12 protein-coding genes are annotated in these 13,610 nt (G+C 66.2%); all 12 read right to left on the reverse strand.

Features of this window, described 5'->3' with window-relative positions; genetic code table 11:
• Positions 1-23: 23 nt before the first annotated feature.
• The 12 genes from VSR71_RS01495 to VSR71_RS01550 all read right to left on the reverse strand — a co-directional run bounded on the left by VSR71_RS01495 (position 24) and on the right by VSR71_RS01550 (position 13,347).
• Positions 24-2,870, reverse strand: a complete 2,847-nt coding sequence (locus VSR71_RS01495) for a FimV/HubP family polar landmark protein (RefSeq protein WP_342912183.1) — start codon at positions 2,868-2,870, stop codon at positions 24-26.
• Between the two features lie 275 nt (positions 2,871-3,145).
• Complete coding sequence (asd, locus tag VSR71_RS01500) at positions 3,146-4,282, reverse strand: aspartate-semialdehyde dehydrogenase (protein ID WP_342912184.1); 1,137 nt, start codon at positions 4,280-4,282, stop codon at positions 3,146-3,148.
• A gap of 90 nt (positions 4,283-4,372) precedes the next feature.
• Positions 4,373-4,504 carry a hypothetical protein gene (locus VSR71_RS01505; protein WP_012353360.1) on the reverse strand — a complete coding sequence of 44 codons (132 nt, stop codon included), beginning with the start codon at positions 4,502-4,504 and terminating at the stop codon, positions 4,373-4,375.
• A gap of 99 nt (positions 4,505-4,603) precedes the next feature.
• Positions 4,604-5,671: a 3-isopropylmalate dehydrogenase gene (gene leuB / locus VSR71_RS01510; RefSeq protein WP_342912185.1), complete on the reverse strand. Its 1,068-nt coding sequence runs from the start codon at positions 5,669-5,671 to the stop codon at positions 4,604-4,606.
• Positions 5,672-5,693: 22 nt separating this feature from the next.
• On the reverse strand, positions 5,694-6,344 hold the full coding sequence (gene leuD / locus VSR71_RS01515) for a 3-isopropylmalate dehydratase small subunit (RefSeq protein ID WP_342912186.1): 651 nt from the start codon (positions 6,342-6,344) through the stop codon (positions 5,694-5,696).
• A 10-nt stretch (positions 6,345-6,354) separates the two neighbouring features.
• Positions 6,355-6,486 (reverse strand): entericidin A/B family lipoprotein, encoded by a 132-nt coding sequence (locus VSR71_RS01520; RefSeq protein WP_022535977.1) that lies wholly within the window; start codon positions 6,484-6,486, stop codon positions 6,355-6,357.
• A 14-nt stretch (positions 6,487-6,500) separates the two neighbouring features.
• A complete protein-coding gene (gene leuC / locus VSR71_RS01525; RefSeq protein WP_342912187.1) occupies positions 6,501-7,910 on the reverse strand; it encodes a 3-isopropylmalate dehydratase large subunit in 1,410 nt (469 codons plus the stop codon).
• Positions 7,911-8,261: 351 nt separating this feature from the next.
• The gene (locus tag VSR71_RS01530; RefSeq protein WP_116322290.1) at positions 8,262-8,963 is read right to left on the reverse strand and encodes an ABC transporter ATP-binding protein; all 702 of its coding nucleotides are present in this window, start codon (positions 8,961-8,963) and stop codon (positions 8,262-8,264) included.
• Entirely contained in the window at positions 8,963-9,730 is a 768-nt protein-coding gene (gene livG / locus VSR71_RS01535; protein ID WP_342912669.1) for a high-affinity branched-chain amino acid ABC transporter ATP-binding protein LivG, read from the reverse strand. Before livG ends, VSR71_RS01530 begins: the two co-directional genes overlap by 1 nt.
• Before the next feature lie 8 nt (positions 9,731-9,738).
• Positions 9,739-11,001 (reverse strand): high-affinity branched-chain amino acid ABC transporter permease LivM, encoded by a 1,263-nt coding sequence (locus VSR71_RS01540; RefSeq protein WP_342912670.1) that lies wholly within the window; start codon positions 10,999-11,001, stop codon positions 9,739-9,741.
• 35 nt (positions 11,002-11,036) lie between these two features.
• The gene (gene livH / locus VSR71_RS01545) at positions 11,037-11,963 is read right to left on the reverse strand and encodes a high-affinity branched-chain amino acid ABC transporter permease LivH (RefSeq protein ID WP_133098521.1); all 927 of its coding nucleotides are present in this window, start codon (positions 11,961-11,963) and stop codon (positions 11,037-11,039) included.
• 256 nt (positions 11,964-12,219) lie between these two features.
• Positions 12,220-13,347 carry a branched-chain amino acid ABC transporter substrate-binding protein gene (locus VSR71_RS01550; protein WP_342912188.1) on the reverse strand — a complete coding sequence of 376 codons (1,128 nt, stop codon included), beginning with the start codon at positions 13,345-13,347 and terminating at the stop codon, positions 12,220-12,222.
• Positions 13,348-13,610: the final 263 nt, after the last annotated feature.

Consider the following 13,610-nt stretch of genomic DNA (forward strand, 5'->3'; position numbering starts at 1 on the left):
CGCGGCGGACCGTCAATGATAGCTCAGGCCACTTCCAGCAGCAGCGAACGGGCTTCGGCCTGCAGCGGGTCCTGCGACTGCTCGACCACTTCCTGCAGGAGCTCGCGCGCGCCTTCCTTGTCACCGATGTCGATATAGGCGCGTGCCAGGTCGAGCTTGATCTGCATGTCGCGCCCGCCGTCGACACCATCGATCGACAGCGTGCTGGGCGAAACGCCGCGAGCGGTGTCGGGATTGGTCTCGTCGGGAATACGGGACAGGTCGATCGGCTTCGGCAGCTTGCCGCCATCAAGCATGGTCGGTGCCGGCAGCGGCGCGAAGGCCTCGTCCGCCCCGGCCGGCGAGCCGCTGGTGGCCGAAGGCTCACTGCCCAGGTCCAGCGACAGTGCCGACATGTCGAACTCCAGCGGCCGCGAACGGGTGGGCGTATCCAGGCGCGGCACGCCGTGCGCGTGCTCGTCCGCACCGTCCGCCAGCGGGTCGGTGGCGCGAGCCGGGAAGTCCAGGCCTAGTCCGCCGTCCAGGCGAATGGCCGGCTCGGTCGGGTCCGAATCCGCACCGAACACCATCGCCGCCGACGCCGGCGCCACGATCGGGTCGCCCGCCGCGGGTGCCGGGAAGGCGTCCAGCGGCAACGCCAGGTCGCCCAGCGAGGGCTCCAGGCGCGGGATCGAAGCCGGATCCTGCGACGGGTCCTGTGTGCGCCACTGGTCCGTCGCCGGCGAGGCCGTATCCGGACCCGTGGCCTCCGGCGTCACCGCCAGGAACATCGCGTTGCCCGGCTCGAGCGCGCGCCCCATTTCCGCTGCCTTCAGCCATTCCGCACCGTGCCCGCCGGTCTGGGCGAACATTTCTTCTGCTATCACGCGGAAACCTTCCACATCCTGTCTGTTGCTGTAAATCTCCAGGAGCTTGAGCCGCACCGGCTGCTGCTCCGGGTTTTTCTCCAGGGCTTCGCGCAGGATTTCCTCCGCCTGCACATCGCGCCCGTAGGCGATATAGACCTCGGCCTCGGCGATCGGGTCGACCTCGTTGGCTTCCGGCGTGTTGTTGCCGATGCGGAAGTCGGCGCCGAACACGCTGTGCTGCGAGGTGTCCACGCTCTGCCCGCCGGCGGCACCGAACAGCGAATTGGTGCCGGCCATCACGGTGCTTTCCTGCGACAGGATGCTGTCGCCGAAGCCGGTCGCCTCGCCTTCCTTCTGCTGCCGGCGCCGGCGATAGATCGCGTAGACGCCGAGCAGCGCCACCACCAGGCCGCCGCCGGGCAGCAGCATGGGATTGGCCAGCAGGCCGTCGAGGAACGACGCCTCCTGCACCGGTGCGGGCTGCGCCACCACCGGCGGCGCCGGCTTGGCTGCCGGTGCCGATGCCGGCGCGGCAGCCGCCGCAGCAGCCTGCGGCGCCGAAGCTCCGGCTGCAGCCGCCGCGGGCGCTGCGGTCGCAGCTGTTGCGGCAGCACTGGCGGCATCGGGCATTGCGGCGGCGGCAGTCGCCGCCGGTTCCGCGGCATCGGCCTTCGGCGCCTGAGCAGCCACCACGTTCGGCGCGGCTGCTTCGGGCTTGGCCACCGCGGCCGCCTTTTCCTTTTCCTTGTCGGCCAGCGCCGCCTGGTTGGCCTGGCCCAGCTTGGCTATCTCGGCGTTTTTCAGCTCGAGCAGCTTCTGCATGTCGCCGATATTTTTTTCCAGCTGCGCCAGGCGCGCCTCGGCTTCCTTGGCCTGGCGCTCGCGCGCGACGTTGGCTTCGGCCTTGGCAGCGGCATCGGCCTGCGCGCCCCGCTCGGCCTTGCTTAGTTTCAGCTCGTCGCGCGGGCCATCGGTCGGGGCCGCCTGTTCCTGCACGCGCGCCGTGACATTGCCGGACTGCTGGCGGCCGCTGTCGGGCTCGACCGACTTGGCCGCGGCAGCACTCGCCAGGCGGCTGCGATAGGCATCGAAGCCCTGCGTGCGCGCCACCACCTCGCGGCGCGCCTCCTTCGGCGTGACGGACTGCGCCTGTTGCTGGGTCGGCACCTGCAGCACCGCGCCGCTGCGCAGCCGGTTCATGTTGCCGCCGATAAAGGCGTTGGGATTGTTGCGGTAGAGCGCGACCAGCATCTGGTCCAGCGATACCGAATCGGCGCCCTGCACGGCTTCGCCGGCAATCCCGTACAGCGTATCGCCGCGCTTGACGGTATAGCCACCGCCCGGCGCCGTGTCGGCGCTGGCCGCGGGCGGCGCGGGCGGCGCGCGCCTGGCCTGCCGTGCCGGGCGCACCGGCGCTGCCGGGCGGGCGGATTCGGCGGCGGGCGCGGCTCCTTGTGCGGCGTCCGGTGCCGCCGCTTGCGCCGCCGCGGCGGCCCCAGGCTGCTGCGCGGTGGCGGGCGAAGCGTCCGGCGTTGCCGCCTGCATCACCGTCGACGGCGAGTAGGTCTCGTTGGAGGGCTTGGCCCCGGCGGGATCAAGCAGGAATGTGTAGGCGCGCGATACCTTGCCGCTGGCCCAGCTCATGTCGACCAGGATATCGACGAACGGCTCGCTGATCGGCTGCGTCGAACGGACCTTGGCGACATAGCTGCCGTTCGGGCGGCGCTCGATCTCCAGGCGCAGCGTGCTGACCGCGGGCTGGTAGGTCAGCCCGGCCGCGGCGTACGCCCCCGGCGACGCCAGTTTGACGTTCAGCGCGGCGGCCTCTTCAGGCGTGACCCCGCTGATATCGATCTCAGCCTGCAGCGGCTGCCCCAGATTCGACTGAACCCGCAATTGCCCGAACCCCGCGGCATATGCGGCCGGCTGCGCAAGCAGCAGGCCCAGTGCCGTGACGGCCAGCGTTGACCAGCGCTGACGGGCAGTAGGCGCATCTTTCCGGCGATGTTGGCTCACACTCACCTTATGCTCCGTTATGTTTTAGTAGCGATATACATCGACAAACCGACCCCATAAACAGGTCCGGCAAGCTGGCGGGGCATTCTGGTTGCACCCCTTGACCAGCCGGCGCGCAGGCGCCGACCCCTGCGGACCGGGGCGCATGCCGGCGTATTGTGACGCATCGCCCGGGAAAATAGGCGCCCGGATACAACAACGCCGCGCGTGGGCGCGGCGTTGTCGGCAAAGCGGTCGTTTCTGTTGCCTGGCCGCAACGGACGCAACCAGGCAGCTTCCCATCAGGACTCGATCAGGATACGCAGCATGCGGCGCAGCGGCTCGGCCGCGCCCCACAGCAGCTGGTCGCCCACCGTGAAGGCCGACAGGTACTCGCCGCCCATCTGCATCTTGCGCAGGCGGCCGACCGGGATCGTCAGCGTGCCGGTCACGGCCGCCGGGGTCAGGTCGGTCATGCTGGCTTCACGCGTGTTCGGCACCACCTTGGCCCACGGATTGTGGGCGGCCAGCATGCCTTCGATCTCGTCCAGCGGCACGTCGCGGCGCAGCTTGATGGTCAGCGCCTGCGAGTGGCAGCGCATCGCACCGATGCGCACGCACAGGCCGTCGACTGCGATCGGCGTGGCGCCGGTCGCGCCCAGGAAGCCTTCGCCGCGGCCCAAGATCTTGTTGGTCTCGGCGCCGCCCTTCCATTCTTCCTTGGACTGGCCGTTGCCGAGGTCCTTGTCGATCCAGGGGATCAGGTTGCCGGCCAGCGGCACGCCGAACTGTTTGGTTTCTTCGGCGGACAGGCCGTGCTGGGTCGCCAGGATCTGGCGGTCGATTTCCAGGATGGCCGAGGCCGGGTTATCCAGCAGCGACTTGACCGACGCATTCAGCGTGCCGAACTGCGTCAGCAGCTCGCGCATGTGCTGGGCGCCGCCGCCCGAAGCGGCCTGGTAGGTCATCGAGGTCATCCATTCGACCATGTCGGCCTGGAACAGGCCACCCAGGCCGATCAGCATGCAGCTGACCGTGCAGTTGCCGCCGATGAAATTCTTGACGCCCTTGGACAGCGCGTCCTTGATCACACCCTGGTTGACCGGATCCAGCACGATGATGGCATCGTCCTTCATGCGCAGCGACGAGGCCGCGTCGATCCAGTAGCCCTTCCAGCCCGCCGCGCGCAGCTTGGGGAAGACCTCGTTGGTGTAGTCGCCGCCCTGGGCGGTCAGCACCACGTCGCACTTCTTCAGCGCTTCGATGTCGTTGGCATCCTTGAGCGTGGTTTCGTTCTTCGCCATGGCGGGCGCCTTGCCGCCGGCGTTGGACGTGCTGAAGAAGACGGGCTCGATGTGGTCGAAATCACGCTCTTCCTGCATGCGCTGCATCAGGACGCTGCCGACCATACCCCGCCAACCGACGAGACCTACAATCATGATTTACCTCGGATGTGATTTTTACTTCCCCGCCATTTTCCTCGCCCGGCGTGGCTGCGCGGGGAAGACGGGCAGGCACGACGAACGGATCTAGGCGATCGCGGTTTTAATAATGGTTTTAATCGTCGTTGCGGTCTGGCCGAGCGAAATCGTGCCGACCGGGCCGCGGGTGGCGGTCAGGGCGACAACAGCAGTCAGGGTGGACTGGGAAAATCGGGCCATTCGCAGAGTCTACACGATTTTGCGGCGCCGCCGCAGCGTGCAAATTAGGGACAAATAAAACAAAGGGCACCGCGCCGGCGGTGCCCTTTTGCGTGTGACTTACAGTGCGGCCAGCACCGCGTCACCCATCTCGCGGGTGCCAACCTGCTTGCAGCCCGGGGTCAGGATGTCGCCGGTGCGGTAGCCCTGGGCCAGCACCTTCTTGACCGCGTTCTCGATGCGGTCGGCCTGCTCGGCCTTGTTCAGCGAGTAGCGCAGCATCATCGCCGCCGACAGGATGGTGGCCAGCGGATTGGCCACGCCCTTGCCGGCGATGTCCGGCGCCGAGCCGTGCGACGGCTCATACAGGCCCTTGTTGTTCGCATCCAGCGACGCCGACGGCAGCATGCCGATCGAGCCGGTCAGCATGGCGGCCTCGTCCGACAGGATGTCGCCGAACATATTGCCGGTGACGATCACGTCGAAGCTCTTGGGCGCCTTGACCAGCTGCATGGCCGCGTTGTCGACATACATGTGCGACAGCTCGACTTCCGGATATTCCTTGCTGACATCGATCACGATGTCCTTCCAGAACTGGAAGGTCTCGAGCACGTTGGCCTTGTCGACGCTGCACAGCTTCTTGCCGCGCTTGGCCGCGGCCTGGAATGCCACGTGCGCGATGCGGCGGATTTCCGGCTCGCTGTAGCGCATGGTGTCGAAGGCTTCGCGCTCGCCCTTGAACAAACCGTCCGGCGCTTCGCGCAGGCCGCGCGGCTGGCCGAAGTAGATGTCGCCGTTCAGCTCGCGCACGATCAGGATGTCCAGGCCGGCCACCAGCTCGGGCTTCAGGCTCGAGGCGCCGGTCAGTTCCGGATAGCAGATCGCCGGACGGAAGTTGGCGAACAGCTGCAGGTGCTTGCGCAGGCCCAGGATGGCCTGCTCGGGGCGCAGCGCGCGCTCCAGGCTGTCGTACTTCCAGTCGCCGACGGCGCCGAACAGGATGGCGTCGGCTTCCTTGGCCAGCTTCAGCGTGTTCTCCGGCAGCGGATGGCCTTCGGCCTCGTAGCCGGCGCCGCCCACGGGCGCGGCTTCCAGTTCGAACTTCTCGTCGAGCGCGTTCAGGACCTTGACGGCCTCCGTCACGATTTCGGGACCGATGCCGTCACCCGGCAGGACTGCGATCTTCATTGTTGTCTTCCTCGGTTGAGTCTTATCCGACCAGGCGGTTGTTCAGCCACGGCATCTTCGCCACGCGCTCGGCCTCGTAGGCCTTGATCTTGTCGGCATGGCGCAGGGTCAGGCCGATATCGTCGAAGCCATTCAGCATGCAGTACTTGCGGAACGGGGCAATGTCGAATTCATAGCCCTGGCCCGACGGCGTGAGCACCACCTGCTTGTCCAGGTCGATGGTCAGCTGGTAGCCATTGAACGCGTTGGTCTCGTTGAACAGGTGATCGATCTGCTGCTCGCTCAGCACCACCGGCAGCAAGCCGTTCTTGTAGCAGTTGTTGAAGAAGATATCGGCAAAGCTGGGCGCGATCACGGCGCGGAAGCCGTATTGCGTCAGCGCCCACGGCGCGTGCTCGCGCGAGCTGCCGCAACCGAAGTTGCGGCGCGCCAGCAGGATCGACGCGCCCTGGTAGCGCGGCTGGTTCAGCACGAAGTCCGGGTTCAGCGGACGCTTGCTGTTGTCCATGCCGGGCTCGCCGACATCCTTGTAGCGCCACTCGTCGAACAGGTTGGGGCCGAAGCCGGTACGCTTGATCGACTTCAGGAACTGCTTCGGGATGATGGCGTCGGTGTCGACGTTCTCGCGGTCGAGCGGGGCCACGAGGCCGCTGTGTACAGTGAACTTGTCCATGTCTCTTTCCTTACTTCTTGGCCGCGCGCTCGAGCGAGCTGCCGGCGGCCTGCGTGTCCTTGCCCAGGCCGGCCATGGTGTTGCAGCCAGCCAGCTGCAGCATGCCCAGGCATGCCAGCAATGCGATCAGGGTCCTTTTCATCTGCCGCGCTCCGCTCAGCCCAGCTTGCGGACGTCGACGAAATGGCCTTCGATGGCGGCAGCCGCTGCCATCGCCGGGCTCACCAGGTGGGTACGGCCACCGGCGCCCTGACGGCCCTCGAAGTTCCGGTTCGAGGTCGACGCGCAGCGCTCGCCCGGATCGAGGCGGTCGGCGTTCATGGCCAGGCACATCGAGCAGCCCGGCTCGCGCCATTCAAAGCCGGCGGCCTTGAAGATCTTGTCCAGGCCTTCACGCTCGGCCTGTTCCTTGACCAGGCCCGAACCCGGCACCACCAGCGCCAGCTTCACGTTGGCAGCGATCTTGCGGCCCAGCTTCTGCACCACCCACGCGGCGGCGCGCATGTCTTCGATACGGCTGTTGGTGCACGAGCCGATGAAGACCTTGTCGATGTTGATGCTCTCGACCGGCACATTGGGCTGCAGGCCCATGTATTCCAGCGCGCGCTCCATCGCGTTGCGCTTGTTCTGGTCCTTTTCCTTCTCGGGATCCGGCACGCGGTCTTCGATGCTGATCACCATTTCCGGCGACGTACCCCAGGTCACCTGCGGGCGGACGTCTTCGGCGCGCAGCTCTACCACCTGGTCGAACTTGGCACCGCCGTCCGAATGCAGCGTGCGCCAGTAGGCCACGGCCTGCTCCCACTCCACGCCCTGCGGCGCATACGGGCGGCCCTTGACGTATTCCAGCGTGACGTCGTCCACCGCCACCAGGCCGGCGCGCGCGCCCGCTTCGATGGCCATGTTGCAGACGGTCATGCGCCCTTCCATGGTCAGGTCGCGGATGGCCGAGCCGGCGAACTCGATGGTGTAGCCGGTGCCGCCGGCGGTGCCGATCTTGCCGATGATGGCCAGCACGATGTCCTTGGCGGTGCAGCCGCGCGGCAGCTTGCCTTCCACCTTGACCAGCATGTTCTTCGCCTTCTTGCCCAGCAGCGTCTGCGTGGCCAGCACGTGCTCGACTTCCGAGGTGCCGATGCCATGCGCCAGCGCGCCGAAGGCGCCGTGCGTGCTGGTATGCGAGTCGCCGCACACCACCGTCATGCCCGGCAGCGTCGCGCCCTGCTCCGGCCCGATCACGTGCACGATGCCCTGGCGGTGGTCGGTCATCTTGAACTGGGTGATGCCAAAGCTGTCGCAATTGGCGTCCAGCGTATCGACCTGCAGCTTCGACACCGGGTCGGCGATGCCCTGGCTGCGGTCGGTGGTCGGCACGTTGTGGTCCGACACGGCCAGGTTCGCGCTGATGCGCCATACCGGACGCTCCGCCATCTTCAGGCCCTCGAACGCCTGCGGGCTGGTCACTTCATGCAGCAGGTGGCGGTCGATGTAGAGCAGCGTGGTGCCGTCTTCCTCGACGTGGACGGTGTGGTCATCCCAGAGTTTGTCGTAGAGCGTCTTGGCCATGATGCGATGGCGGGCCGAATGACCGGTCCCTTGCAGGAGAGGTCCGCGGTGACCGCGCAGTAGTTTGCAGGGGTTTTTGTTCGCTTCGGTCGCGGTGGCGAACACGGGCGCCGATATAGTAATCAATCGCGATGATCGCGCCGGAAGCCGCCTGAAGCGAGCGTTATTTCAAGCGTTGCGGCAATGCTTGACTTGGCAATCGATTATGCCACAGGGGGTATGGGGATCCGCCCCCTGCCCGGCCTGGCGGGCGGCTGGAATGTAATGTGATTGGCGAAAGGGGGTTTTCGCCAATCACGAAAACGAGGCTTGAAGGGCCGCCGCCCCATTGCAGGGCGGCGCCCGCCGGCATCAGCCGCCCAGGTATGCAGCCTTGATCCGGTCGTTGGCGAGCAGGTTGGCACCGGTATCGGCCAGTACCACCTTGCCGGTTTCCAGCACATAGCCCCGGTCCGCGACCTGCAGTGCCTTGTTGGCATTCTGCTCGACCAGGAACACAGTGACGCCCTCGTCACGAATGGTCCGGATGATGTCGAAGATCTGCGCAATGATCAGCGGCGCGAGGCCGAGCGTGGGCTCGTCCAGCAGCAGCAAGCGCGGCCGGCTCATCAGCGCGCGGCCGATCGCCAGCATCTGCTGCTCGCCGCCCGACATGGTGCCGGCACGCTGGCTGGCGCGCTGGTTCAGGCGCGGGAACAGCTTGAAAACGTGCTCGATGCCGGCCTCGATCTCGTCGCGCCTGGCGAAGAACCCGCCCATCTTGAGGTTTTCCAGCACCGTCAGGCTCGGGAACACGCGTCGGCCCTCGGGTGAGATCGCCATGCCCAGCCGCATGATTTCGTGCGTCGAGCGGTTGGTGATGTCCTCGCCCTCGAACAGCACGCGCCCGCTGGAGGCGCGCGGCGTGCCGCACACGGTCATCATCAGCGTCGTCTTGCCGGCACCGTTGCTGCCGATCAGGGTGACGATCTCCCCCTTGTTGACTTCGATCGATACGCCCGACAGCGCCTCGACGGCGCCGTAGTGGGTATGGACCTGTTCCAGCTTCAGCATCAGTCCTCTCCCAGGTAGGCCTTGATCACGCGCGGGTCGTTGCGCACCTCGTCGGGCTTGCCGATCACGATGGGCTTGCCGTGCTCCATGACGAGGATGCGGTCGGACACCCCCATCACCAGGCTCATGTCGTGCTCGATCAGCAGCACGGCAATGCCGAACTCGCGGCGCAGCTGGTCGATCAGCTGCTGCAGCTCGACCTTTTCCTGCGGGTTCAGGCCGGCGGCTGGCTCGTCCAGCATCAGCAGGCGCGGCTTTGTGATCATGCAGCGCGCGATCTCCAGCCGGCGCTGGTGGCCGTAAGAGAGCGTGCCCGCCTCGCGGTTGGCGACCCTGGTCAGGCCCATGCGCTCCAGCCATTCGGCGGCACGCTGCAGCGCTTCGCGCTCGGCGCGGCGGTAGGCCGGCGTCGCGAACAGCCCGCGCAGGATGCCAGACTGCACCTGCAGGTGTTGCGCCACCAGCAGGTTCTCGACCACGGTCAGGTTCTTGAACAGCCGGATGTTTTGGAACGTGCGCACCAGGCCCTTGCGCGCCACCATATGGCTTGGCAGGCCGGCGATGGCGTGGCCATCGAGCGTCACGTCGCCCGCCGTCGGCTTGTAGAAGCCACCGACGCAGTTGAAGACCGTGGTCTTGCCGGCGCCGTTCGGGCCGATGATCGCGAAGACCTCGTCGCGCTTCACATCGAATTCGATACCGTCCACCGCCAGCAGGCCGCCGAAGCGCATCTGCAGGCCGGAAACTTTCAGCAGTTCTGCATTCATCGCGGTACTCATCGGGGAAGCTCCACGTGCGGACGGCTCGCGGGCAGCAGGCCCTGCGGACGCCACATCATCATCAGCACCATCACCAGACCGAATATCAGCATCCGGTACTCGGCAAAACCACGCGCCACTTCCGGCAGCACGGTCAGCAGGATCGCCGCCAGGATCACGCCGAGCTGCGAACCCATTCCGCCCAGCACCACCACGGCCAGCACCAGCGCCGATTCGATGAAGGTGAACGATTCCGGGTTGACCAGCCCCTGGCGCGCCGCGAAGAACGCGCCGCCAATGCCGGCGAACGACGCGCCCAGCGTGAACGCCGAGAGCTTGATGCGGGTCGGGTTCAGGCCCAGCGAACGACAAGCGATCTCGTCTTCGCGCAGCGCCTCCCAGGCACGACCCATCGGCATGCGGATCAGGCGGCTGGTGACGAACAGCGTGAAGCCCACCAGCAGCAGCGCGATCAGGTAGAGCAGGATCACCATGTGCTGGCTGCTGTAGTTCAGCCCGATCAGATCGTGGAAGGTCTTGGCTCCCTCCACGCTTGCACTGCGCGCCATCTCGATGCCGAACACCGTGGGCTTCGGGATGCCCGAGACGCCGTCCGGGCCGCCGGTCAAGCTGGTCAGGTTGTTGGCCAGCAGGCGGATGATCTCGCCGAAGCCCAGCGTCACGATGGCCAGATAGTCGCCGCGCAGCCGCAGCACCGGGAAGCCCAGCAGGAAGCCAAAGGTTGCCGACATCGCTGCGGCGATCGGCAGGCATTCCCAGAAGCCCAGCCCGAAATGCTGGTTCAGCAGCGCATAGGTATAGCCGCCGATCGCATAGAAGCCGACGTAGCCCAGGTCGAGCAGGCCGGCATAGCCCACCACGATATTCAGGCCCAGGCCCAGGATCACGTAGATCAGCGCCAGCGTGGCCACGTCGACCGCGCCGCGCGAGCCGAAGAACGGCCACACCAGCCCGACCGCCAGCATCACCCACACTGCCATGCGCTGCTCGCGCGCGCCCAGTTGCGGTAGCGCCGGCAGGCGCACGGCACTGCCGGCACGCGACAGCATCGGCTTGAACAGCTGGAACAGGAACACCGCCGCCACGGCGATCCACACCGGGCGCCAGTGCGGCTCGAGCACGACCTTGTAGCCTTCCAGCCTGAGCTGCAGGCCCAGGATGGGGATAGTCAGGATCGCCGTCATCACGGCCGCCGTGATCGCGTTCTTCAGCGATTGCCCCGGCGTCGTACCGCGCACGACGGCCTTGCCCGCCGGCATTGCAGAAGCGTTATTAGTCATTGTCTCGCCCTCCCTCACACCTTCTCGACATCAGGCTTGCCCAGCAGCCCGGTCGGACGGAACAGCAGCACCAGCACCAGCAGGCTGAATGCGACCACGTCCTTGTATTCGGCCGGCATGTAGCCCGAGGCGAAGGTTTCCGCCAGGCCCAGCAGCACGCCGCCGAGCATCGCGCCCGGAATGCTGCCGATGCCGCCCAGCACCGCCGCGGTAAAGGCCTTGATGCCGGCGATAAAGCCGATAAAGGGATTCAGCTTGCCGATGCTCAGCCCGATCAGCACGCCGCCGACGGCGGCCAGCATCGCGCCCAGCACGAAGGTGAACGAGATCACCTTGTTGGTATCGATGCCAAGCAGGTTGGCCATGCGCATGTCTTCGGCGCAGGCGCGGCAGGCGCGGCCCATGCGCGAACGGCCGATGAACAGCGTCAGCGCGATCATCATCACCAGGGTCACGCCGACGATCAGCAGGCGCGAATACGGCACGGTCACGGTGAAATCGCCGCCCATCTGGAACTCGATGGCGCCCGAGATCAGCACCGGCACGGACACGTCGCGCGCGCCCTGCCCGATCTGGACATAGTTCTGCAGGAAGATCGACATGCCGATGGCGGAGATCAGCGGCACCAGCCGCGGACCGCCGCGCAAGGGCCGGTATGCCACCCGCTCGACCGCAAAGCCGTAGACGCCGGTGACCAGCACCGAGACCAGCAAGGCGGCGCCCAGCACCAGCGGCAGGGGGTAGCCTGCCTGGGCGCCGATCGCGGTGAGCGTGACCAGGCCGACATAGGCGCCGATCATGTAAATCTCGCCGTGCGCGAAATTGATCATGCCGATGATGCCGTAGACCATTGTGTAGCCGATGGCGATCAGCGCATAGATCGCACCCAGCGTCAGGCCGTTGACCAGCTGCTGGGTGAACTGTGGAAGGAATTCATTCATTGGGGGGAAACCTCGAAGCCGAAGAGCTGGCCTCAGCAGGGATGCACCAAAACCATTCGAACTTGCCAAAGCAAGGTGTTCTCCCTCTCACCGCATGGGGAGAGGGCCGGGGTGAGGGGTGGTTTAGCGAGGAGCCACATCAAGCGGGGCCAACGGTTTGAACCCGCAGGCCTCAGCCTTTGATCCGTCCGCCCTCACCCCCTGCCCCTCTCCCGCGAGCGGGAGAGGGGAGCAACCCACCGGGAGATGAAGCGCCTTAGTTCGCAGCCGTCTTGCTGGCGTCCTTGTGCCAGGTGTAGACCACGAACTTGAAGGACTTCAGGTCGCCCTTGTCGTCGTACTCGACCTTGCCGATCGGGGTGGTGAAGGCGTTCTTGTGCATGTACGCCGCGACCTTGGCCGGGTCGGTGCTCTTGGCGCCGGCGATGGCGTCGCCGATGATCTTGACGGCGGCGTAGGCCGGCATCTGGAACGGGCCGTTGGCGTCACGCTTCTTGTCGGCGAATGCCTTGACCAGGCCGGCGTTGGCCGGGTCGGCCGAGAAGTCGGCCGGCAGCGTCACCAGCATGCCTTCCGACGACGGGCCGGCGATCGCGGTCACGTCCTTGTTGCCCACGCCCTCGGGGCCCATGAAGGTGGCCTTCACGCCCTGCTCGCGCGCCTGGCGCAGCAGCAGGCCCATTTCCGGGTGGTAGCCGCCGAAGTAGACGAAGTCCACGCCCTGCGACTTGAGCTTGGTGATGACGGCGGAGTAGTCCGAATCGCCGGCATTGATGCCCTCGAACACGGCCACCGGAATCTTGGCCGCTTCCAGGTCCTTCTTCACCGAGCTGGCGATGCCCTGGCCGTACGACTGCTTGTCGTGCAGCACGGCGACCTTCTTCGGCTTGATCTTGCCGATGATGTACTGGGCGGCGGCCGGGCCCTGCTGGTCGTCGCGGCCGATGGTGCGGAAGATGAACTTGCGCTTCTTGGCCTCGGTCAGCTGCGGCGCGGTAGCCGACGGCGTGACCATCACGATGCCTTCGTTCTCGTAGATGTCCGAGGCCGGGATGGTCGAGCCCGAGCACACGTGGCCGATCACGTACTTGATGTTCTGGCTGACGATCTTGTTGGCCACCGCAACGGCCTGCTTCGGTTCGCAGGCGTCGTCCATCATCACCACTTCGAACTTGTTGCCGCCGGCGCCGCCGGCTGCGTTGATCTGTTCGACGGCGGTCAGCGCACCGGCCTTGACCATGTCACCGTACTGCGCCACCGAGCCGCTCATCGGGCCGGCAATGGCGATCTTCACGGTTTCGGCGTTGGCGGCGGCGCCAAAGGTGGCCAGCATGGCGGCCAGCGAAATAGACGTGATGCGGGACGTAAGACAGGACAGCGTCATCAGGAGCTCCTCGATTTATGTTTGGATCATCCGGGCAGAAGCGGAATGACCTGCGCAATCGAACAACACCCGCGGACTACAGAGATCGGAACGGCAGAAAGGCAGCCCGAGACGCGGAAGACGGGCCTGCGGAAAAGCTCAAGAGATGCGGGGCCCGGCATGTGTCAGTCCCGCTGTGTATGGGGACCAAGGTTCGGAAAGACAACGTTTGATGCGTTCTCTATTGCGCAAGCGATTCGCCTGCCCCGCTTGCCGCACCGCAG

It is taken from the genome of Cupriavidus oxalaticus, assembly GCF_038900635.1.
Classification (GTDB): Bacteria; Pseudomonadota; Gammaproteobacteria; order Burkholderiales; family Burkholderiaceae; genus Cupriavidus; species Cupriavidus oxalaticus_B.